The 22,021-nt window shown below is 59.4% G+C and carries 19 protein-coding genes and 4 pseudogenes; 7 read left to right on the top strand and 16 right to left on the bottom strand.

The window, feature by feature from the left end; all coding sequences use genetic code 11:
• Position 1 precedes the first annotated feature (1 nt).
• Genes narJ through P9272_RS02340 form a run of 3 tightly spaced genes read left to right on the top strand, consistent with a single transcriptional unit; the run spans position 2 to position 2,088 of the window.
• Positions 2 to 634 carry a nitrate reductase molybdenum cofactor assembly chaperone gene (gene narJ / locus P9272_RS02350; protein ID WP_278158645.1) on the top strand — a complete coding sequence of 211 codons (633 nt, stop codon included), beginning with the start codon at positions 2 to 4 and terminating at the stop codon, positions 632 to 634.
• A gap of 18 nt (positions 635 to 652) precedes the next feature.
• Positions 653 to 1,372 (top strand): respiratory nitrate reductase subunit gamma, encoded by a 720-nt coding sequence (narI, locus tag P9272_RS02345; protein ID WP_278158644.1) that lies wholly within the window; start codon positions 653 to 655, stop codon positions 1,370 to 1,372.
• Positions 1,369 to 2,088 (top strand): peptidylprolyl isomerase, encoded by a 720-nt coding sequence (locus P9272_RS02340; RefSeq protein WP_278158643.1) that lies wholly within the window; start codon positions 1,369 to 1,371, stop codon positions 2,086 to 2,088. Before narI ends, P9272_RS02340 begins: the two co-directional genes overlap by 4 nt.
• A gap of 799 nt (positions 2,089 to 2,887) precedes the next feature.
• Here the strand turns inward: P9272_RS02340 and P9272_RS02335 are convergent.
• Both P9272_RS02335 and P9272_RS02330 read right to left on the bottom strand, forming a co-directional pair.
• Positions 2,888 to 3,070, bottom strand: coding sequence for a hypothetical protein (locus tag P9272_RS02335; protein WP_278158641.1), 183 nt, complete (start codon positions 3,068 to 3,070; stop codon positions 2,888 to 2,890).
• A gap of 657 nt (positions 3,071 to 3,727) precedes the next feature.
• Positions 3,728 to 4,090, bottom strand: coding sequence for a hypothetical protein (locus P9272_RS02330; RefSeq protein ID WP_278158639.1), 363 nt, complete (start codon positions 4,088 to 4,090; stop codon positions 3,728 to 3,730).
• A 257-nt stretch (positions 4,091 to 4,347) separates the two neighbouring features.
• Between P9272_RS02330 and P9272_RS02325 the strand changes: the two are divergent.
• The 3 genes and pseudogenes from P9272_RS02325 to P9272_RS02315 form a co-directional block, all read left to right on the top strand.
• A pseudogene (locus tag P9272_RS02325) lies at positions 4,348 to 4,640 on the top strand (transposase); the annotation flags it as partial.
• Between the two features lie 21 nt (positions 4,641 to 4,661).
• Positions 4,662 to 5,234 (top strand): annotated as a pseudogene (locus tag P9272_RS02320) (nicotinate-nucleotide diphosphorylase); the annotation flags it as partial.
• Positions 5,231 to 5,485, top strand: coding sequence for a hypothetical protein (locus tag P9272_RS02315; RefSeq protein ID WP_278158637.1), 255 nt, complete (start codon positions 5,231 to 5,233; stop codon positions 5,483 to 5,485). The pseudogene P9272_RS02320 and the gene P9272_RS02315, both read left to right, overlap by 4 nt.
• 97 nt (positions 5,486 to 5,582) lie before the next feature.
• Here the strand turns inward: P9272_RS02315 and P9272_RS02310 are convergent, their stop codons facing one another.
• Positions 5,583 to 6,824 carry a Zn-dependent hydrolase gene (locus P9272_RS02310; protein WP_278158636.1) on the bottom strand — a complete coding sequence of 414 codons (1,242 nt, stop codon included), beginning with the start codon at positions 6,822 to 6,824 and terminating at the stop codon, positions 5,583 to 5,585.
• Between the two features lie 231 nt (positions 6,825 to 7,055).
• On the opposite strand from P9272_RS02310, the gene P9272_RS02305 reads away from it, so the two are divergent.
• The gene (locus P9272_RS02305; RefSeq protein WP_278158634.1) at positions 7,056 to 7,967 is read left to right on the top strand and encodes a LysR family transcriptional regulator; all 912 of its coding nucleotides are present in this window, start codon (positions 7,056 to 7,058) and stop codon (positions 7,965 to 7,967) included.
• Between the two features lie 6 nt (positions 7,968 to 7,973).
• Here the strand turns inward: P9272_RS02305 and P9272_RS02300 are convergent, their stop codons facing one another.
• The 13 genes and pseudogenes from P9272_RS02300 to P9272_RS02240 form a co-directional block, all read right to left on the bottom strand.
• The gene (locus tag P9272_RS02300; protein WP_278158632.1) at positions 7,974 to 9,410 is read right to left on the bottom strand and encodes an aldehyde dehydrogenase family protein; all 1,437 of its coding nucleotides are present in this window, start codon (positions 9,408 to 9,410) and stop codon (positions 7,974 to 7,976) included.
• Positions 9,411 to 9,430: 20 nt separating this feature from the next.
• Complete coding sequence (locus P9272_RS02295) at positions 9,431 to 10,576, bottom strand: fumarylacetoacetate hydrolase family protein (RefSeq protein WP_278158631.1); 1,146 nt, start codon at positions 10,574 to 10,576, stop codon at positions 9,431 to 9,433.
• A gap of 103 nt (positions 10,577 to 10,679) precedes the next feature.
• A complete protein-coding gene (locus P9272_RS02290) occupies positions 10,680 to 11,408 on the bottom strand; it encodes an SDR family oxidoreductase (RefSeq protein ID WP_278158629.1) in 729 nt (242 codons plus the stop codon).
• The gene (locus tag P9272_RS02285; protein WP_278158627.1) at positions 11,405 to 12,334 is read right to left on the bottom strand and encodes an NAD(P)-dependent oxidoreductase; all 930 of its coding nucleotides are present in this window, start codon (positions 12,332 to 12,334) and stop codon (positions 11,405 to 11,407) included. Before P9272_RS02285 ends, P9272_RS02290 begins: the two co-directional genes overlap by 4 nt.
• A gap of 18 nt (positions 12,335 to 12,352) precedes the next feature.
• The gene (locus tag P9272_RS02280; protein ID WP_278158625.1) at positions 12,353 to 13,885 is read right to left on the bottom strand and encodes an altronate dehydratase family protein; all 1,533 of its coding nucleotides are present in this window, start codon (positions 13,883 to 13,885) and stop codon (positions 12,353 to 12,355) included.
• Positions 13,886 to 13,953: 68 nt separating this feature from the next.
• Positions 13,954 to 15,345, bottom strand: coding sequence for a dihydropyrimidinase (gene hydA / locus P9272_RS02275; RefSeq protein WP_278158623.1), 1,392 nt, complete (start codon positions 15,343 to 15,345; stop codon positions 13,954 to 13,956).
• Positions 15,346 to 15,356: 11 nt separating this feature from the next.
• Positions 15,357 to 16,451, bottom strand: coding sequence for an Ldh family oxidoreductase (locus P9272_RS02270; RefSeq protein ID WP_278158621.1), 1,095 nt, complete (start codon positions 16,449 to 16,451; stop codon positions 15,357 to 15,359).
• A 15-nt stretch (positions 16,452 to 16,466) separates the two neighbouring features.
• Positions 16,467 to 16,820, bottom strand: a complete 354-nt coding sequence (locus tag P9272_RS02265) for a RidA family protein (RefSeq protein WP_278158619.1) — start codon at positions 16,818 to 16,820, stop codon at positions 16,467 to 16,469.
• A 36-nt stretch (positions 16,821 to 16,856) separates the two neighbouring features.
• The gene (locus tag P9272_RS02260; RefSeq protein ID WP_278158617.1) at positions 16,857 to 17,858 is read right to left on the bottom strand and encodes an ABC transporter permease; all 1,002 of its coding nucleotides are present in this window, start codon (positions 17,856 to 17,858) and stop codon (positions 16,857 to 16,859) included.
• A gap of 19 nt (positions 17,859 to 17,877) precedes the next feature.
• Positions 17,878 to 19,446: a sugar ABC transporter ATP-binding protein gene (locus tag P9272_RS02255; protein WP_278158614.1), complete on the bottom strand. Its 1,569-nt coding sequence runs from the start codon at positions 19,444 to 19,446 to the stop codon at positions 17,878 to 17,880.
• The gene (locus tag P9272_RS02250) at positions 19,446 to 20,531 is read right to left on the bottom strand and encodes a sugar ABC transporter substrate-binding protein (protein ID WP_278158612.1); all 1,086 of its coding nucleotides are present in this window, start codon (positions 20,529 to 20,531) and stop codon (positions 19,446 to 19,448) included. Before P9272_RS02250 ends, P9272_RS02255 begins: the two co-directional genes overlap by 1 nt.
• A 383-nt stretch (positions 20,532 to 20,914) precedes the next feature.
• Positions 20,915 to 21,056: pseudogene (locus tag P9272_RS02245) on the bottom strand (IS3 family transposase); the annotation flags it as partial.
• A 64-nt stretch (positions 21,057 to 21,120) separates the two neighbouring features.
• Positions 21,121 to 21,849: pseudogene (locus tag P9272_RS02240) on the bottom strand (transposase); the annotation flags it as partial.
• Positions 21,850 to 22,021 lie beyond the last annotated feature (172 nt).

Below are 22,021 nucleotides of genomic sequence, written 5' to 3'. Positions count from 1 at the left end.
GATGATACCCATGTTGATCTTCAAGGCCTTCAGCGCGCTTTTGTCCTATCCAAGCGAAGAGATGCGCCAGGCGCTGCCCGAGATCGCCAAAGTCGTGTGCGCCGCGCCGATAGTGGCCGCGCGCGAGCGGAATGCCCTCCTCGCCCTGATCGACGAGATCGGACAAGGCAGCCTGCTCGCCGCCGAGGAGCGCTATGTCGACCTGTTCGACCGCGGCCGTGCTTTATCCCTGCATCTGTTCGAGCACCTGCACGGCGACGGCCGCGACCGGGGCGCCGCCATGGTCGAGTTGAAGGCCCTCTACGGCGCCGCCGGCTTCGAGCTCGCCGCCTCCGAGCTGCCCGATTACCTGCCGGTTGTGCTGGAGTATCTGAGCCAGCGCGACATGGCCGAAGCGCGCGAGCTGCTGGCCGACTGCGCGGCCATCCTCGCTTCGATCAGCCGTTCGTTGCTCGCCCGGCAAAGCCGATATGCCGCCGTCCTCCAGGCGCTGCTGGTCATCGCCGGCGAGAAGCCGATCGAAGCGGCCAAGGTGAAGCCGGTCCGCGAGCGGACGGAAAGGCTTGACAGCGACTGGGCCGAGCGCCCGGCCTTTGCTGATGTCGCCCCGCCCGGCGGCGGCTCCACGATTTGAGAACGAAGGAGGCTCTTCATGCTTGCCAATTCCTACGTGAACACGCTGCTCTTCGGCGTCTATCCCTATATCTGTCTCGTAGTGCTCCTGATCGGCAGCCTGATCCGCTTCGACCGCGAGCCCTTCACCTGGAAGAGCGATTCCTCGCAGGTGCTGCGCAAACGCGAACTGCAGTTGGGCTCCACCTTCTTCCATTACGGCGTCATCGTCGTCATCCTTGGCCATTTCGCCGGCTTCCTGGCGCCGCACTGGGCGGTCGACTGGGCGCTGTCGCCGGTCGCGCACCAGTTGCTTGCGATGGTGGTGGGCGGCATCGCCGGCTTCGTCGCCATCGTCGGGCTGACGATCTTGATTCACAGGCGGCTTGCCGATCCGCGCATCCGGCTGAACAGCCGCAAATGGGACATCGCGATCACCTTCATGCTGTGGCTGCAGCTTGCGCTCGGCCTGCTCACGGTGCCGCTATCGGCCTTTCATATGGACGGAGGCCTGTTCGAGACGCTGACAAGCTACGTGAAAGGCATCGTGACGCTGGACGGCGGAGCGGCCGCGCTCATGGTTGACGTGCCGCTCACCTACAAGCTGCACATACTGCTCGGCTTCACGCTGTTCCTGGTTTCGCCGTTCACCCGCATGATTCATATCTGGAGCGGGGCTGGGGCGCTTTCCTATCTGTTCAGGCCCTACCAGATCGTGCGCACGCCCAAGACCCGCGCCCAGGAGCCGACCAGGCCATGATCCTGTCGGTGAATGGCATAGCCGTGGCGGTCGAAGCTGACCGCCTCGCCGAGTTGGCCGCCGCGCAGGAGCTTCTGCGCCAGCGCGCGGTTGCGGTCGGTCTGCTCGATCCGTCGGTTGAAGACGAGGCGGCTGTCAAGTCGGCGATCGAGGCGCTGCTGGAAAAGGAGGTGGTCACGCCGGCTCCCACCGGGGCCGAGTGTCGTCGCTACTACGAGCAGAACCCGGCCGAATTCGAGAGCGGCGACCTCGTCCACGCGCGGCACATCCTGTTCCAGGTGACGCCGCAGGTGAACGTGCCGCAGATGCGGGCCCGCGCCGAGCAGGCCCTGAACACATTGCTTGCCGAGCCGGACCGCTTCGCCGCGATGGCGGCAGAGCTTTCCAACTGTCCTTCGGGCCAGCATGGTGGCAGTCTCGGCCAGGTCGGGCGCGGCGATATGGTGCCGGAATTCGAAAAGGCTCTCTTCAAGTTGGGAACCTCAGGCATCCTGCGTGAACTCGTCAAGACGCGCTACGGCTTCCACATCGTCGCCATCGACCAGCGCATCCCGGGTCGCAGGCTTCCGTTCGACATCGCTCAGGAGCAGATCGTCGCGCGACTTCGATCGAGAGTGGAGGAAAAGGCGCTGCGCCAGTATATAAGCGTCCTTGCCGGGCAGGCCGAGATCGAGGGCATCCATTTGGAGGCGAGCGAGTCGCCGCTGGTCCAGTAGGTTTGCCCCCGTTCGGTAGCCTCAAAGATGCCTGTTGCCTTTGACGGAAGGAAATAGCCGCTGCCTCGCGCTTCGTTTTATGGGACGAAAATACACGCTGACGGCCGATTTGAAGAGAAACCGAATTCGACGAATGCCTGGCGTGGGAAAACGCCGCAGCATGCTTGCGCCCGAGCTCCTCGAGGAACCAGGAACCCTGCTGCGTCTCCTCGGTCAGCACATGACAGCCGTCGGCCGTGGGCGTAATCACCCAGCCGTGGTAGGCGCTCGAACCTGTCTCGTCGCCGTCCACGGTCGTCGCCCAGGCGAGCCTGCGGCCAGGCACGCATTCCGTCACGACAAGGCTCATCGGAAAGCCGACCGTCACCGGGCTGTACCGCGTCTGCGCCTGGGTGACCGCGGTCGAGAGTGCGAGCATTCCTGCAAGGGCGAACCCTCTCATTGCTAACTCCTTTCCCTTAGTGTTCAGACGATCGTCGCCGGAGGTCGACATCGTGGCGACCATCGCTGGGGTGCCAGTTCGAACGAAATGGCTTTCGCGCACTTACGTTCCATTGCCAGCTTTCAATTGAGACGTTGCCGCGCCGCGCTATCGGAATGTGGGACCTGTGGTCGCGATCCAGGGCCTTGAGACTGCCCTCGCAACGCTGACCTGCTCGGCAAGCCTCGATCGCCGCTGTCGGTCCGGAATTTCGCCGACAGCAATCGACGAGACATTAAAAAAAGATGACGCTTTTCGTTGGACGCACCATTGCGATATGCCGCGAGATTCCTGTCCCCGGACCGTTCCAAGTCGGACCTATGTTGGTAAACCTGCGCTGATTGCAAGACCGACATTTGCCGCCACCAGGCACAACCGATGTGCTGGAACCCGATCGAGTTCAAGCGCGTCGATGTTGGTGAGCGGTTGGGACCCGGCGACACGCGGGACGCGGGCCTGCGTTCCGACCAGAAAGGGGTTGTCGCAGTTGAGCATCCGCATGCGATCTTGTCCATCGCGACCCCGGCCCTCCTGGATGCGGCGAGCCGCGCGAAACCATCATCAGTGCGTCGCTGCTTCGCCTTGCAGCGATCGAGATGGAAGGGGGACGAAACTGTCCACAAGCTTCCGAAGGTCGCATCCCGTCCCCAACCCGTTGAATAGACTGCTTCCAATAACTATATCGGGAGCATGGTTATTCTGGGCACCCATAAGAAATACTTGGTCGTCTCGGCGTCCCTCCTGACGCGTTCGTAGCCCGAGCGGCTCGAACGCTTCCGTTCGCCGTCTCGGGACCCTTCACCCACAATCAGACGATCTGGCACGGCGCTGCTCCTGGCGATGCGGCGAGCGTTGAAGAAGCTCGTCCTGTGCCTTCCCGCAGCTGTTCACTGATGTCCGTATGGAGCGTCGTGGAACGGGCTGAGCAAACGTTAAAAGAGGACGACATGTCCATATCCAAGTATTCATCGAGCACGGCCCGACGGCAGGCTCCTGCGCTTCGGCAACCGCGCACCACCGTCGCGCAAATATTCTTAAAGGCGGTTCAACGCTGGCAACGGAACCGCGCAATGGCCGCGCTTGAAGGCCTGGACGACAGGACCCTTGAAGACATCGGGATAGCGCGGAACGAAATCCCGCAGCTGGCGGAAAGTTTCTTCAGGCCGACGGAACATGGAAGATGGAGCCCCCTCGCAACGCACCCGCCAATCGATCGGCAATTTCAGCGACGCGTTTAGGAAGGGCAGTAGCAATGGACACGACAACACGAACAATCGTCGGGGTGGGCATTTTCGCCTGGATGGTCGTCGCTTTCCTGGCGATCTGAACCTCGCGTTCCGGACCCATGGGACTGCGTCGTCCGCGAGAACAAGGGTAGGCAGGCACCATGTACATGGAGAGTTTCGTCAGAATTTCGAGGCTTGCCGGGCAAGGACGGATCCTTTCCCGGGGCAGACCCTCCATCCCTCGATCCCGCACGTAATCCTGCTCCGGGACATTGCCCAAATAAATGCGGTTCATTCTGCGGCCCTTTGCGGGGCCGCATCGGTGGAGCGTGACATGAGAATTTCCCGTTCGAGACGCATTTGCCTTTCCTGCGGTCGGTCTTTGCCAAGAGCAGCCGCCCGCTGCCCTTGGTGCATCACCTCCATAGTGGTGCCGGCTACGTCGGCGGATCACTTGCCGCCGCAGCGCCCGTGACGTGCCTCCGGTTTTTCGGAACGTTCTGAGCTGAGATTTTCCAATTATGATCCCGATGACGGGACAGGGAGAATTCCATGAAGAGGTCAAAGTTTTCCGAGGCGCAGATCGCATTCATTTTGCGCCAGGCGGATGAAGGAACGCCGGTCGCGGAAGTGTGCCGCAAGGCCGGCATCTCAGACGCGACGTTCTATAATTGGAAGAAGCGCTATGGCGGGCTGACGCCGTCGGAGGTCAAGCGCATGCGCCAGCTCGAGGACGAGAACAACCGGCTGAAGAAGATCGTCGCCGACCTGACGCTCGACAAGGCCATGTTGCAGGACGTTCTGTCAAAAAAGCTCTGAAGCCTGTTCGCCGCCGGCGGCTCGTGATCAGCATGTAGTTGCGCTGTCCCGAGGGCGGCAAGGTTTCCGCCGGGGAGACCATCGCGGTCGTAAGCGGGCCGGCGCGCAGCCTGCTGACGGCTGAGCGGACGGCGCTCAATTTCCTATGCAAGCTGAGTGGCATCGCAACGGCGACGGCCTCGCTTGTAAACGCGGTACGCGGCCATAACGCGAAGATCGTATGCACGCGAAAAACAACACCAGGCCTGCGTGTCCTGGAAAAATATGCCGTGCGCGCGGGCGGCGGCGCCAATCACCGCTTCGCGCTCGACGATGCCGTGCTCATCAAAGACAACCATATCGCCATTGCCGGCGACATTCGCACCGCAATCGAGCGAGCGCGTCGTGCGGTAGGCCACATGTCGCTCGAGGACCTTGGCCAAGCCGTGGGCAATGGTCGGGGGCAGAGCTCTCACCGAGGCGTCGGGTCGGGTGACACCGAAAACGGCTCCGGCAATTGCGGCTACCGGCGTTGAACTTATCTCGGCCGGTTGGCTCACCCACAGCGCTCCATCCTCAACATTGGCCTGGATATGCCCGCGGACCGGAATTGCCGCAGGCATCTGAAGGAGGGGACATGAACCGAGAACGCACCAACTCCTTTGGCCGCAGACTAACCTGCGACAGTTCGGCTCCGTTGCACCCACCGACTGCCGACGAAGGTCTGCCGAATGAACGGCAATGCGGCTCAATGGCTGGGCAGGGGAAGCCGACGGAGAAGGGACAAGCAAAAGACCGCGTCGAAGCACTTGGCTTTATCGTCTGCCGGTTCGACGAACTGCGCCAGACGGTTGCCTCTCACGGGTTGGTGCGAATCTCTGTGCAAAATTGACCCACACCCCCAAATGGACCGATGAAGGACTGGCTTGTCGCGCCACAGGCTGAATCGCTGGCCCATCGGTCGGCGAGCCGAAGCCAGCGACACGAGACTAGGCCTTCGGCGATGTCTGCTTGTGGCTAACGAGAATGTCCTCGGCTGCCTGAGCGAAGATCTGTCCGCCAAGCTTGATATCCTCGTCGGCAGTGTTTTCGGTGTAATGGTGGCTGATGCCGCCGATGCTGGGCACGAACAACATGCTCGCCGGCATTATTTTGGCGAACACCTGAGCATCGTGCATCGCGCCGCTCGGCATCCGGACATACTTGCCAGGAGCCAGATCCCGCGCCGCCTTCTCAAGGTGAGCCTGCATCGACGCGTCCATTCGCTTGGGGGTAGCCTTGTCGACAATATCGATCTTGCACTGACATGGTCCCGTTTGGTTTGCTTCTTCGACCAGTGCGAAGAGTTCACGTTCGAACTTCTCCAACTGCTCCACGTATTCGTCCCGGAACTGGAAGACCAGTTCCGCGCCCCCTGGAATGATCGACGGCGCACCGGGATCGAGAGTGATCCGTCCAACGGTCCAAACTGAGCGCTCCGCCGTAACCTCGCGGAATCGCTTCTCGATTGCAGCGGTGAGCTTGACGAGCGCTGCACCTGCATCCTTGCGTGCCGCCATGCGGGTGGCGCCGGCGTGGTTCTGCTCGCCAATGAAGGTCAGACGATACTGCCAGAGCCCTACAAGGCTGGTAACTATGCCGACCTTGAGCCCGTGCTTATCGAGATAGTCTCCTTGCTCGATGTGCGCCTCCAGGTAACCCACGTAGCGCGATACATCTATGTGTTCGCGCTTCCGTCTCGATAGATCGACGCGCTCGAGTGCAGCCCGTACTGTCTCGCCGGTGTCCTTGTTTTTCCCGGTATCGATCTCGCTCTCGTTCAGATCGCCGCAGAATGACCTGCTTCCGAGGAACTGGATGTAGTGACATTCCTCGTCGACCCAGGCACCGACATCCACCGCCAGCGGGAGATCTTGATCATGGATGCTTTGTGCGAGTTCCAGGCCGAACATTACCCCCAGGATGCCGTCGAGCCAGCCGGCGTAATTCTGCGATTCCGAATGGGAGCCCGTAAGGAGCGCGCGGCCAGGGCGCTGACTCTTGCCGATCACATTGCCGATGCCGTCGATCGTGGCCTTCAGCCCTGCGTTCTCCATCCGTTGCTTCAGCCACTGGCGGGCCTGCATGTCCTGAGGAGAAAAGGTTGGCCGATGTACACCCGTTTTGTATGCACCGAATTGCGCTACTTCTCTCAAAGAGGCCAGAAGCCGCTCTTCGTTAATCTTCACCATTGTCAATTACCTCGTACTTGGGTGTTCGCACGCTTCAACCGGAGCGCGCGTTTCTGAGCCGTAGTGAGGCGAAAATGCTACGGAGACAGCAGGTGGACAAACGGAATGTTTTGAAAGGCATCCTTCAAGGAATTTGACGGAGCCACCCCCATTCATCTTCAAAACCGACAGGCAGTTTGATATGGTACATCGCTTCCGGTTCTGTAACTTGCCGTAGGGAAGGACGATGACATGCGCCTGCGCCAGGTTGAGACTTTCTATTGGGCTGCACGGCTTGGCAGTTTTGCTAAGGCCGCCCAGAAGCTGAATGCAACCCACTCCGCGATTTCGATGCGTATTCAAGAGTTGGAGGTGAGCCTCGGAATCAAGCTGTTCGACCGCTCTCAAAGAGCGGCGAAACTCACTTCGGACGGCATCCATCTCCTACCCGCGGCGGAGCAGATGCTCGAAGCGGCTGAGCAGATATCGAGCTTCAAGACATCGAAGATGTCGCTCAACGGCTACGTTCGGCTAGGCGTGGTCGAGACCATCGCGATGACTTGGCTGTCGCTATTGATCGATAAGCTCCGAGACGACTTCCCCGGTATCCAGATCGAGGTCGAAGTTGCACTTTCTCACGTGCTCGAGGACAAGCTTTACGCGGGACAGATCGATGCCATCCTAGCGCCGTGCTCGATGTCGAAGTCTCGCTTCACGCACACCACGGTCGGCGAGATTCCTTTCCGGTGGATGTGCAGTCCATCGCTCGATATACCTCACAGCGTTAGCGTTCGTGACCTGGGCGACATGCCGCTGATCGTCACGTCAAGGGAACAGAATTTTCGCGGCACGCTCTTGGACTGGGCCACCAAATATCACTTGCGGATAAAGAAGCCCTACATTTGCAACACCTTTGTCATCGCCGAAAAGCTTGTCTCGGCCAAGCTGGGGGTCGCCTTCCTGCCCGTCCCGATCTACGAGGGAAAACTTGCGGACGGGCAACTTCTGGTAGTCGCGTGTGATCCAGAGCCCGCTCCAATGGAGCACTTCTTCATCCGAGCCACTTTGTCCGACAGTCTCGTGCTTAGGGCCATAGAGACCGTGGCAGCCGAGGTATCGACTTTTGCCAGAACAAGGAAGGAAGAGGCCGCTCAGCTTGCCTGAATGGCTTCAGGCCGCCGTGTAGGCCGTCTTCACCGAAGTGTAGAACTCGACTGCGTAGCGTCCCTGCTCTCGTGGCCCACATGAGGACTTCTTTCGGCCGCCGAACGGGACGTGGAAGTCCACGCCTGCAGTCGGGAGATTGACCATCACCATCCCGGCTTCGGAGTTTCGCTTGAAATGCGTTGCGAGCTTGAGGCTCGTAGTCGCAATTCCAGACGAGAGTCCGAACGGTGTGTCGTTGGCAGTCTCGAGCGCCTCGTCGTAGTTCTTGACACGGATCAATGCGACCACAGGGCCGAATATTTCCTCGCGAGAAATGCGCATCTCCTTGGTGGCATTGGTGAACAATGTCGGCTGGAGATAGAAGCCGGGCGTGTCGCGCGATATCGTCTCTCCGCCGAACGCCAGCTGCGCCCCTTCGCGCTTGCCGATTTCGATATAATCCAGATCGGTTGTCAGCTGGCGGTCGTCAACGACCGGACCGATGTGCGTGCCCGACTTCAGGGCATGGTCTACGACGAGCTTGCCCATTCGTTCCTTCATCGCCGCCACGAACCGATCATGGATGCCTTCGGTAACGATTAGGCGTGACGATGCCGTACAACGCTGCCCGGTCGAGAAGAAGCCTGAGTTTACCGCGGCATCCACCGCGACTGAAATATCGGCGTCATCGACGACGACCATGGGGTTTTTGCCGCCCATTTCGAGCTGGAACTTGCGGTTATGTTCGACGGAAGATGCGGCGATGCGTTTTCCAGTCGAGGTCGATCCCGTGAATGAGATTCCGGCTAAGTCCGGACTGTCCAGCATCGCCTCCCCGACAACCGAGCCGCGTCCCATCACGAGATTGAGGACGCCGGCTGGAAGGCCCGCACGCTGGAGGATGTCGACGATTGCCCAAGAACTGGCTGGGACCAAGTCCGCCGGCTTCAGGACGACCGTGTTGCCGAAGCAAAGAGCAGGCGCGATCTTCCAGGCCGGAATGGCGATCGGAAAGTTCCAGGGGGTGATTATGCCGATCACTCCCAAGGGTTCTCGTGTTAACTCAACACCGATATTCGGTCGGGTCGACGGAATCGTTTCGCCGGATAGACGCAGGGCCTCACCCGCGAAAAAGTCGAAGATTTGTGCGGCACGGACCGTCTCGCCGATGCCTTCCGGGAGAGTCTTGCCCTCCTCGCGGGAGAGCACAGAACCGAGCTCATCCTTGCGAGCCATGATCTCTTCGCCCGCTTTCTTCAGGATCGCATGGCGCTTCATGATGCCCGAACGTGACCAGGCGGGGAATGCCGCCCTGGCAGCGCTTATGGCCTGCTGCACTTCGTCGGCGGTTGCGCGCGCATACTCGCCTACGAGATCGTTCGTGTCCGATGGGCTCACGTTGCGCGAGATTTCGTGCGGGACGATCCATTCGCCGTTGATCAGGTTTCTGAAGATTGTCATTTCCATCTCGCACGTTCTGCCTAGATAAGGCCACGGCTGGCCAAGTTTCGCATCAGGTGTGAAGAACCGAATATCCACGGGTCGCACTGGATGGAGAGGCGCACCCTGTTCGTGAGAAATCCAAGCTTCTCGTTCGAGATCGTAACGAGGTCGCCGATCTTGTGAGTGAAGCCTTGTCCGGTCTCATCGCGGTCCTTCGTAGGTGCGAAGAGCGTGCCCATGAAAAGCATAAAGCCGTCGGGGTATTGATGATGTGTCCCGATCGTCTGGGAAACCAGATCGAGCGGGTCGCGGCTGATCTCGCTCATGCTGCTTCGACTCGTGAGTTCGAATCCATCTTCGCCTTTCACGGTCAGCGTGAGCTCTGCGGAGCGAATATCGTCGAGAGTGTAGGTGTCATCGAACAACCGGATGAAGGGACCGATCGAACACGACGCGTTGTTGTCCTTGGCCTTTCCCAATAGGAGAGCTGACCGACCTTCGACATCCCGCAGGTTCACGTCATTTCCCAAGCTGGCACCCTGGACAATGCCAGCGGAATTCACGGCGAGAACTACTTCCGGCTCTGGATTCGACCACTTTGAGATGGGATGGAGTCCGACATCGTCTCCATGCCCAACAGACGACATCACCTGGGACTTCGTGAACACCTCCGCGTCGGGGCCGATGCCCACCTCGAGATATTGAGACCAAAGGCCTTCCTTGATCAGGATCTCCTTAACCTTGGCGGCCTCTTCCGAACCAGCCTTCAGGTTCCGCAAGCTCTCCCCGATCAAGTCTCCCACTTTCGCGCGGATCGATTCTGCAAGCGCTGGGTTTCCAGCGGCGCGCTCCTCGATGACCCGTTCCACCATCGAGCGCGCAAACGTGACGCCGCAGGCCTTGATCGCCTGGAGATCGCAAGGCGCCAGGAGACGTAGTCCGTCCTTCGAGTGATCAACGTCCAAGGCAAGGGCATCAGTTACCGAAGCAATCCGACGGCCCTCGGCAGTTCTCACGGCGGATGCGGGATCCCGCAGCTCCAAGAGGTCGCGGACTGTAGGCAGAACCTTTGAAGTGATATCGACGACGACGCCATTCCTTACGGTGACGACACTTGGACCTTGGGCCTGCGGCATCCACATGCGGCCGACGAAAGTCCCCGTAGAGAAAGCAGAGTGATTCATCCTGAACCTCGATTGTAGTTTTCGGCGAAGCCTTAGCGCTCCCCAGCAACAGTCTGCGGGCGTAGGGAACCTAATTGGCGGTCGTGAGCCGGCTATGTATCGGTCACCACATGACGTCGCCGCCGTTGGGAGAGATGCTCTGCCCGATCATGAAGCTAGCACCTTCGCTTGCCAGATAGATGTAGGCTGACGCAATCTCGTCAGGGGTGCCCACGCGCTTGATTGGTAGCTGGGAAACCTTCCAAGCTTTCCAGGCTTCGCCACTGCCCCGCCACATGGGCGTATCGGTCGGACCCGGGCACACGCAGTTCACCGTGACTCCGGTGGAGGCTACCTCTTGCGCGACGGATGCTGAGAGCGCAACGACGGCTGCCTTTGAAGCGCAATACGCGGCGTTGTCAGGGGCGGGCTTGTGGGCGAGCTGTGAGGCGGTGTTGATGATTCTTCCGTATCCGCGCTCGATCATGTGTGGCAAGGCATGCCTCATGCCGTATGCGACGCCATTCAAGTTGATCTGCAGCGTTTGGTCCCATTCCTCCCAGCCCATCTCCAGGAATGGCATTCCGTTAGCCACGGCCGCGTTGTTCACGAGGATGTCTAGCTTGCCGAATTGCTCGATGGTTGCATCGATGGCCTTGGAGACGCTGGTCTCGTACCTCACGTCGCACTCATGGAAGGTCATTGCAAAACGGTGCGGCAGGACGTTTGGCGGAATGTCGGCGACAGCGACGCGCGCGCCAGCCCTGGTCATCTGCCGGGCCACCGCCGCACCGATACCGCTTTTCCCGCCGATTATCAGCGCCGAGCGTCCCGCGAGGAGATTGCTCGTCATCGGGAAGCCCTCGCGCTGCCGTCATGCCGGCACCGGGCGATATGCGAGGCGTAGCGGCGGATTCCTTCGCGAATGGCGGTCGGCGCTTGGAAGTTCAGGTCTCGATACGCGGCTTGGCAAGTAAGCGTAGGTATTTGTCCCACGGAGACAGAGGCGTCGCAGGCGAACTGGATGTTGGCCGAAGGCAGCTCGTCTCTTAGCATTTCCACGATTTCGTCGAGACTGGGATCTTCGGGACTTACGATGTTGTAGGCCGGATTGAACTCTGCATTGGCTGACATGGCGCGCTCGATCGCCATGACGACGTCATCGATGTAGATGTAGTGGTGTAGGTAGCTGGGAGGCGCCGTCAACAAAGTCGCACGTCCATCAAGGGCATCCGAGATCAGTGTTCTCATCTCGCATGCAGTCGTCCGCCCAGGGCCAAACACCTTGCCTATCCTCAGGCTGGTCGCTGATAGCCCGAACGAGGCGGCGTAACCTGTGACGAGAGCTTCTGCTGCCACCTTCGTGGCCGCGTATACCGTCGTTGGGAGCAGGGGGACGTTCTCGGGAACAGGATTGACCGTGTACTCACCGCCGTAGACCGCGATGGACGAACAAAAAATAAAGCGGTCGGCTCCGGTTTTCCTCGCTATTTCGAGAAGGTTCACGGTGCCCTTGACGTTGATGTCACTTATCAAGGACGGTTGATCCACTAGAAGCATAGGGCCTGAGACCCCGCCGCAGTGGACAATCCGCGGGGCTCCAAACTCCTCGGCCAACCCTTGCAGCTTCGGGCTGTCCAGCAGATCGCAGACGACGGTTAGGCGGTCGTCATCGCGTTTCATGGCATCGAGCGCAAGAACGTCGTGTCCCTGCTCGACGAGGGAACGGCATAGGGCCTGGCCTACGAACCCCGATGAACCTGTCACCAAAGCTTTCATGAAGATCCCCTTGGTACCTTACATCGTGGCGCCGAGTTGCCACGGAACGTATTCCGCTTCGCCGTACCCAAGCGCCTCGGACTTGGTCCTCTTGCCCGAAGCTACGGCCAGGATTTCGTCGAATATCTGCTGTCCCTTCTCCTCGATACTGACACCGTCTAGGACATCGCCGCAGTTGATGTCCATGTCCTCGACCATATGGCGGTACATTTCGGAGTTGGTCGCCAGCTTGATCGAAGGAGTGGGCTTGCACCTATAGGCCGAGCCTCTGCCTGTCGTGAAGCAGAGGACATTCGCGCCACCGGCTACCTGTCCGGTCGCGGCCACGGGATCGTATCCCGGGGTGTCCACGAACACGAAGCCCTTCTGGGTTACCTGCTCGGCATAGAGATAAACCGCCTCCAGCGGTTGGGAGCCACCCTTCGCCACAGCTCCTAACGACTTCTCCAGGATCGTCGTGAGGCCCCCTAACTTGTTACCTGGCGACGGATTGTTATCCATAGTTCCGCCGTTCTTCCCGGTGTAGCCCTCCCACCAGGAGATGATTCCCTTAAGCTTCTTTGCGACGTCAGCATTTGCCACTCTTTTGTAGAGAAGGTGCTCGGCACCGTAGATTTCGGGTGTCTCCGAGAGAATGGCGGTCCCGCCGCACTGGACCAGCAGGTCGGCCGCAGTTCCGAGCGCGGGATTCGCGGTGATTCCAGAATAGCCATCGGATCCGCCGCACTGCAGCGCGAGGACCAGTTTCGATGCCGGAGCAGGTTCGCGCTGTGCCTGGTTCAAGGTCGGCAGGATTTCGCGCACGGCTGCCAGTCCTGCTTCGATCGCCTTCCTGGTACCACCCATCTCCTGGATGGCGAGCGACCGGAAGGCATCGCCCTCGACAACGTGATATTCCTGTTTCCAGCGCCCAATTTGGAAGACCTCGCGTCCCAAACCGATCATCAGGGCCGCGCCGACGTTTGGGTTCGTCGCGTACCCCCACTGCGTGCGCTTGAGGAACTCATAGCCTTCGCCTTGGCTGTTCATCGCGCATCCGGTTCCATGAACTAGCGGAATTATGCCGTCCACATTCGGATAGTCTTCGAGGATCCCTAACTTGTTCACTTCCTGAGCAATCAGCCTGGCAACGGTGGCCGAGCAGTTCACCGATGTCAGGATGGCCAAGTAGTTGCGTGTCCCGATGTCTCCGTTCGCTCTGCGGAAGCCGTCGAAGGTCGGGATATTCGCCGCGTCGCGCACGATCTTCGGCTTTGTCGAAATATCCTTTTCGGCCGGTCGGTCGAACTCGTGATACGTCACATTGTGGCTATGGAGCCAGTCGCCAGCTGCCGCCTGCTTTCCTGCGAAACCGATGACCTGGCCGAACTTGATGATAGGATCGCCGATTTGTAGGGATCGGATCGACATCTTATGGCCACGGGGTATATCCACTTGGGTGGTTACCTGCCCGATCGCGGTTCCCTGAGCTATTCGGTCGATGGCGATGATCAAATTGTCTTCGGCGTTCAGGCGAAGGGTGCGAGGGTACTGGGCCTTGGACTGGGTCATGTTGATCCATAACCGGCCGCACGTTCCGAACGTGCGGCCCTGTTCCTGAAATTTCGGAAGTTTTCGCTTTAGATGGTGTTGCTGCCCCGGAACGCCTTGCGCTTCAGGAACTGGCCAGAGCCGATCTGTCCCACGTACTGACGGTCGGAAACGATCTCTTCGCCACGCAGAAGAACCGTGCGGGGCGCGCCCTGGATATCGACACCCTCGTACGGGGTGTAGTCGACATTGTGATGAAGTTCGGCTGAAGTCATTTTGAACTTCGCCTCTGGATCCCAGATCACCACGTCGGCATCGCTTCCAATCGCGATGGTACCCTTCCGTGGAAAGAGGCCGAATGTGCGGGCAGGTCTCGTGGAGACCATATCCACGAACTGCGTCATGCTCATGCGGCCCTGACGAACGCCCTGGTAGACCATCATGAGTCGCTCCTCGATGCCGGGGGCGCCGTTTGGGATCTTGGTGAAGTCGTCCTTTCCCATGTCCTTCTGACCCTTCCAGTTCCAGGTCGAATGGTCAGAAGACACGGTTTGGAGGGTTCCTTGGGCTAGCGCGCGCCACAGCAGCTCTTGATCCTTCTGCGATCGTGCGGGTGGGGTGAAGACGTACTTTGCCCCCTCGAAATTGGGGCGCGCGAGGTCTTCCTTGGTGGTGTAAAGGTATTGGGTGCACGTCTCCGCCAGAGCGTCCACGCCCCGAAGGCGCCCGTTGAAAAGCTCCTCCAGCGCTTCTTCGCATGTGAGATGCACGATGTAGATCGAAGTACCTACGATCTCGGCCAGAGCGATCGCGCGAGCGGTCGCTTCCGCTTCCACGCGCGGCGGCCTCGTTTCGGCATGGAACTTCGGCTCGACATCGCCTCTGGCTAGAGCGTTCTTCCGCAGGTAGTCGGCAGCGTCGCCGTTCTCGGCATGCACCATCACGACTGCGCCCGCGTCCTTGGCGACGTCCAGCGCTCTGACGAGAGCGCCGTCGTCGATGCCCAACATCCCCTTGTAGGCCATGAACAGCTTGAAGCTGGAAACTCCGTTTGCCGGAAGTTTCCGCATTTCCGCCTCCACGTCGTCCGTGAGGTCCACCACGATCACATGGAAGCCATAGTCGATGCATGCCTTGTCCTTCGCCTTTCCATGCCAAGTGGCGAGGGCGTCGGCCAAAGATTGACCAATCTCCTGCTGGCAGAAATCGACGATTGAAGTGGTTCCGCCGCAGGCGGCTGCGATCGTGCCAGTCCTGAAGTCGTCTGCAGTCACCGAATTGAAAACAGGCGTATCCAAATGCGTGTGGACGTCGACGCCGCCCGGGATGACGTAGCAGCCCTTGGCGTCTACGACCCGCTTTGCGAGAGACGGGTCCAGGTTGGCGGCAATGGCGACGATCTTGCCACCTTCGATCCCTACGTCTGCGGCCGACTCCATACCAGCGGTCACGACCGTGCCATTCTTGATAATCGTATCCATCGTTTTCTCTTTCAGCTTTGATCGGTCAGCTCAATCGGTCCTTCGGCTTGCGGCATTTGAACCCCGAGTTTCGTTGCCCAGGTTTTCAATGCAGGCATGATCGAGGCATGAAGCTCCAAGCCGGCCTGCAACTGTCTGGCTTTGAGGGCGAGCCCGCGCTCGCCTGGCAGGCGGACCTTATCGTTTCCGGGAACGGGCGGATTCTGGCGAACCCGGTCGGCTAAAGTGTCGAGTTGGCGGTTGAAGCTGTCCAATCCGCCGAATGCCGCTGGATCGAAGAGCTGAATAAACACCGACGCTCCCCATCCCTCTGCAGGGTCGGCGCGCCCATGGCCGCCGAGTCCCGAGGTGAGAGCTTCGATCAGCAAGCCGAGTCCGAAACCCTTGTAGCCCAATTCGGTGCCGCCGAGCGGGAGAATGCTTCCTGGCGGATCGGTGAAGAAAGCTCCAGGGTCCGACGTCGGATTGCCATTTGCGTCCAGCAGCCAGCCGTGTGGCAGAGGCGCCCCTTGGTTGCGGGCTCGCGTCACCATGGCATTTGTTGTCGTCGACATGCTGATATCGATGAGTATGGGTTCCCCGCTTGTCGGAATGCCTGCCGCCAACGGATTCGGCGTAATCATACGACGAGTGCCGCCGAAAGGCGCAACGCTCTCTATCGCCGGATCCGAGCTTGCAACCAAGACGACGAGACCCTGGTCAGTCGCCTTTTGCAGGTAAGCCGCCAGGCACCCGATATGATGGCTTCGGCGGATCGCAAGGATAAATGACCCATACTTTTTCGCGCGCGCGACGCCAAGCTCGATGCCCGTGCTGACCAACCAGGGACCAGGCAGGCGTCTCCCGTCCCAAGTCGCCGTGGCGCCGCTGTCGGCTACGACGAGGTGGTCGCCGTCCTTCGACATCGATCCATCCTGCAACGCGCCAAGGTATCCAGGAAGAAGAGCCAAGCCGTGGGTCGTGTGGCCAAGCATGTCGCCTTCCACAAGGATCTCAGCGGTTCGGCTTGCCTTTTCCTGCGGCAAACCCACTCCTGTCAGCAGCTCCGTCGCATAGCCGATCAGATCCGCGGCCCGAAAGCCGCCGGCCGTTGAAGCATTGTTCACAACTGCACCCTTGCTCTATTTTACGGCCATGACCTGGATCTCGACGAGGAGTTCCTCGAATGCCAGGTTGGACTCCACGCAGGCCCTCGCAGGAGCGTGGCCAGGAGCCACCCAGGCATCCCAGTGCGCGTTCATCTTGTCGAAATCCTTGATGTCTTTCAGCCAGATCCACGCGGAGACGACCTGTTCCTTGGAAGCTTCCGCCTGTTTTAGTAGAGCGTTGATCTTTGATAGGACTTCCTTTGTCTGGCCTTCGACATCTAGGCTCCTGGTGTCGGCCACCTGGCCGGCCAACATCACGCCCGTGCCAGACAGCGGGAAGGTCACAATCTGGCTCATGCGATGATTTGAGTTCTGGCGTTCGATCATGGAAATCTCCTCGTAGATTTGTCGCTTCAGCGCGATTTATGTCAGGGACTCTTGGCGCCCGCGAACCAGTTGCGACAGCGCAACGGCAACCACGAGCGCTCCGCCGTAGAAGAGGTCCTGTACGTATGTGTCGATACCCATTAGGGAGAGGCCGGAAATGCCTGTGACCAGGGCATAGACGGCGATGAAGGTGCCGATTGGATTGAAACGGCCGGGGCTAATCGTCGTCGCTCCGAGATAGGCTGCAGCGAATGCTGGCAGCAGCAGCGACGTTCCGGAGTTTGGATCTGCTGCGCCCGAGGTTCCGACGAACACTATTCCGGCAAGCGATGCGATTATTGCCGAAGCCACGAGGCAGCCAAGGCGGACACGATCCACGGCAATGCCGCTCAGGCGGGCCACCTCACGGCCCTTTCCGACAAAAAGGATCTTTCGACCCACTGAGGTGAAGCCCAGCAGATAGGTCAGGAGCAGGCAGATGGCGACTGCATAGTAAAAGCTCAACGAGATGCCGAAGAGCCTTACCGTCAGCACGGCGTCGACCACTCTCTGATCGATCCCGCTGATCGTGCGGGAGTCGCTGATCCAAAGAGTAATGCCGTGAAGGAAAGTTCCCGTTCCCAGTGTCACGATCAACGAATGGATGCGGAAATAGAGGATGAAGAAGGCATTCACCAAGCCCACCGCAATGCCCACCCCGACGGCGGCCAGCAAAGAGGGGAAGACTCCCCACATGTGGTCGACATTGAGGACCGCGAACATCATCGACGTCAGCACCAAGACCTGGGCCACCGATACGTCCATGTCGCCCGCGGTCAGCGGAATTATCAGGCCAAGCGTGAGGATCACCAGGACCGCCTGCGAGCCGAACATGCTGGAGAAATTCGGCCAAGTCAGGAAGATGTCCGGAAGAAGGAAGGCGAAAAGCGCGATGATCGCCATCCAGACCAATAGGAGGCCGAACCGCTCAAGTTCCACAAGGATTTCACGACGGTCGCTTTGGTTCATTTTCTGACCCTGGATTGTGACATCGGCCATGTTCAACTCCTGCCGCTGGTCAATTCGAGAATTCCGGTTCGAGACTCGTGAAACAGCTCTCTGTAATCTGTTCCTTCGTAACCTGATCCAATGAGAGTTCGGCAACTACCCGACCCCGCGCGAAAACGAGCACGCGGTCGCAAATGGCGGCCAGTTGCTCGTGATCGGAACTCGCGCATAGAACGCACGCTCCGGCGCGCGCCGCCTGCGAGATCATCCTGAAAATCTGGTCTCGGGCGCCAATGTCGACGCCCTGCGTAGGCTCATCCAGCAGGATTAGTTCAGGGTTTGTCTGCAACCACTTCGCGAGAACGACCTTCTGCTGATTGCCGCCACTGAGGGCCTTCAAGGGAAGCGAGCTATTGGCAGGTCTGATGTCATAGTCGCGCACCAGAGGCAGGGCGTTCTTCTCGATGCCGCTGCGGCGCACGAACCAGCTGGAAGTGTTTTTGCCCAGGACAGGGAGCGCGAGGTTCTCGGCGATCGAGAAATCCGAAACGATACCTTCCTTCTGGCGATCGGCCGGAATCAGTACGATCCGCTGCTTGATGGCATTCGCAGTGGTCTGCGATGCCAACGGGACCCTCCGACCGTGGAGTGTCAGGACACCCCCTTTGGCAGTATGAGCCCCATATAGCAGATATGGAACCTTGTCATAGCCAGAACCCAGCAGGCCAGTAAGGCCTATGACCTCGCCACGCATCGCGGTGAGATCAAACGGCGCCAGTCCCTGCGAGGTCATGCCCTCGATCTTGACCGCAGCGGTGCCCGAATGCTGGATCGAAACACGCTGCTCAAACTCGACGTCTCTTCCGACGATCGCTTTGATGAATTCCCTTCGGGAACTGGTGGCCGTCTCCAGAGTAGCGGCCACCTTGCCGTTTCTGAGCACGGTCGCGCGGTGAGTGAGCTCCTTGACCTCGTCGATATCGTGCGAGACGAAAATGACGCTCACTCCGCGTTCCGCCACCGTGCGCACTAGACTGAATAGCCGTTTGACGTCGGCAGCCGACAGGAATGGAGTCGGCTCGTCGAGGATGAGAAGCTTGCCTTCAGACTTGTCTATGTCACCTAGTTCATGGAACGCTCGAACTATCGACAGCAGGGCGCGTTCGACTGGGGGGATATCCGAAACGCGAGCGTCCGGATGAATATCCAGCTGATATTTGCGAAGCAGGTTTCTGGCATCTTGGCGAGCCTTCGACCATCCGATCGACCAGTTGGATTTCCTGACGAGGCGATCGACGAACAGGTTCTCTGTCACCGACAGGCTCTGCACCAGCCCAAGGGACTGGTGGACGATCGAGATGCCATGAGCCGCGGATTCGTTTGGCAGAATGGGAAGCTTGAGCTGGCGGCCCCCAAGCTCGACAGATCCTTCGCCGTCCGGCTCGTGGAATCCGCTCAAGATTTTGATCAACGTCGACTTGCCGGAGCCGTTCTGGCCGAGAAGACCATGTATCTCGCCGTGATTTACGGTCAGGTCGATATTCGAAAGCGCCTGAACGCCACCGAATGACTTGGACATCCCTTTGATGACGAGGTTAGGGCGAGGAATATCCTCGCCCTTTTCCACAGCGCGCAGCATTACTTCAGCATCCAGAGCTTTTTGTAACCTTCGACATACGCGTCGCCCATACCAGCCGATGCCTTGGCGGGAACACCAGCGGCCTCGACGTTGGACTTGTCGAAGATGTAGAGCGGGATCTTGGGATCCTTGATGTGCGGAAGCCCGCAGACGATGCGCATCTCGGCGTCGATTACGCCGTGACCGATCCAATCCAGGTTTTCGCCGATGTCCATGTCGATCTTGCCTTGACGCACGAGATCGAGGATGGCGGGGGTGCCATTGAACGTCGCGATTTTCACCCGATCGCTGGATTGCGTCAGTTCCACCGCCGGAACGACGTAGCGCGCCATGTCGTCGTAGGTCGGGATGATGAAGTTCATTTTTGGATTCCTCAGCAGCGCTGCCTGCACGAGAGGCTGGATGCGCGAGGACCAGTCGCCGACTGCAACGTTCACGTATTCGACCTTGCAGTCCCCGCACTTCTCCAAAGTGATCTTCACACCCTTCACGATCGCATCAGATGAGAAAGAGTCGAGAGCCGTGATAACGAGGACGTTGGCCTTGCCTTCGGTCTTCGTTATCGCCCACATAGCTTCGAGTTCACCAGCCTTCTGGTAATCGATCGGCACGGACAGGAAGGCATCAGGGCGCTTCTGGTCGAACCCGCCATCGTGCGAAGCCACCACAGGTATGCCTGCCTTCTTGGCCTCCTGTGCCTGGGGAACGAGTGACAGAAGGTCCGGAGCGAAGAGATCGATCAGATCGTATTTCTGATTGATGCCATGCTGGATGCCTTGGATCCACTGAGAATGCTGGCCGCTGTTTTTGTACTGGTCGAACTGGAAACCGACCTTCTTTGCAGCCGTCGTCATCGCTTCCATGACAGTGTTCACGAATGCGATGCTGTTTGAGAACGGCACTGACAAGATCTTCTTTCCCTTCATGCAATTCGCGGCGTCGAACGCTTCGCCCGCGGCGACGAATTCCGGGACCTGTTGATGCTGTGCGATCTCGGCCTTCATCGCTCCCAGATCAGTCGCATTCGCCGACATGGTGGCTGCGAAGAAGGATCCGGAAATGGCGCCGGAAATGGCCGAAGCCATGAGTAGTCTCTTCATTTCGTTCACCTCTTATAAGAGCGTTTAGTTGGTCTGTGCTCGGGGCAAAGATTGGTGCCGAAAATTTCATAGGACAAGCGGAATAAATTGAAGCCGAAAGGTCAGCAGAAATGAAGGATGAGGGGGCAACATAACGAAATTCTTGAGCTTCGCGGCGCATAATCACACGCGCCTCCATTGATTTGCTCGCGGACCACTGCGACCAGGGAGGGCAGAGCTGGCTTCGCTTGTTTGGACAGCGTGAGCTGCGCCCCGCGGAATTTAGGTAGCATCCTGCCGGGTTACGGTGAGGCGGGGCTTTGCGATTTTGCTGCGGCGTCGGGAGGGCGTAGCCCGACCAGAGCTGCAGCAAAATCACGCCGCGACGATCATGCGGCCGTCGCCATCGCTTGCGCGAAATAAGCCTCGTCGGGCGTGCGCCCGTCAAGGCTCGAATGCTGGCGCCCCCCCATTATAGAAGGCCGGATACCGGGCGACCGACGCGCGGGCCTCGGACACGCTGTCGTAGGCGTCCGGCGTTTGCGAAGTAGTTCTTGCATTCGGCTGCCTCGATGGTTCCGATTTGGCGTCAGGTGTCCTCGACGGTGCGTTTCTGCGCCTGGCGCATCCAGTGCTTGATTTTGGCGAAGGCCTGCTCGATCGGATTGAGGTCTGGCGAATAGGGCGGCAGATACCAAAGCCTGGCGCCGGCCGCCTTGATCATCTGCCTGAAGGCCGCCGACTTATGGCTGCCCAGGTTGATGGGGTGGTGGAGGGCCGTCCCCCATCACTCACGCAGCTTTACGCTACGGTCTTAGTTCATGTTGAACTCCTTCCGCTGCGCTGCAGCACACTCTCGTCGATGAAGACCAGGCATTGGGGATCGAGGCCGGCCTGCCAGGATCGCCATCGCTGGCGCCTGCGAGCAATATCGGCGCGCGCCTGCTCAAGGGCGAACAGCGTTTTTTTTGAAGCTCAGCCCCTCTCGGCGCAGGAACTGCCACACCGCATTGTGCGAGACCTTGACCCCGCGTGCGGCCAACTCGTCCTTCAGCCGATGCAGCGACAGATCAGAGGTCTTGTTGATCCGCTCCATGATGAAGGCCCGGTGCGGTTCCAGAACCCGCTTACGGTGGCCACCCATCTTGCCCGGCGCCACCGAGCCGGTTGCCTGATGGCGCTGCAACAACTTCACGGCTGTCGAATTTGCAATACCGAACCGTTTGGCGGCCGACCGGCGGCTCTCGCCACTCAAAACCGCCGCAACAACCCGCTCGCGTAAATCATCGGAAAGAGGTCGAACCATCAGATGCTGGCCTCCTATCCAGCCAGCATCTTGAATCACAAATCAGACCAAGCCGGAATCTGGAGGCTTCTGTGAGGTCCGTCGGCGCAACGGAGCGAGCCGACGGATTGTCGGACCTCATTGCAAGCCGGATTGAGCGAAGCTGCGGGTCGGTCTGGCGCTATGGGGATTGTAGCCCTGAGAAGCGGTG

Origin of the sequence: Mesorhizobium sp. WSM4976 (assembly GCF_029625685.1) — a bacterium.
Classification (GTDB): domain Bacteria; phylum Pseudomonadota; class Alphaproteobacteria; order Rhizobiales; family Rhizobiaceae; genus Mesorhizobium.
This window is presented reverse-complemented; position numbering and strand designations above follow the sequence as displayed.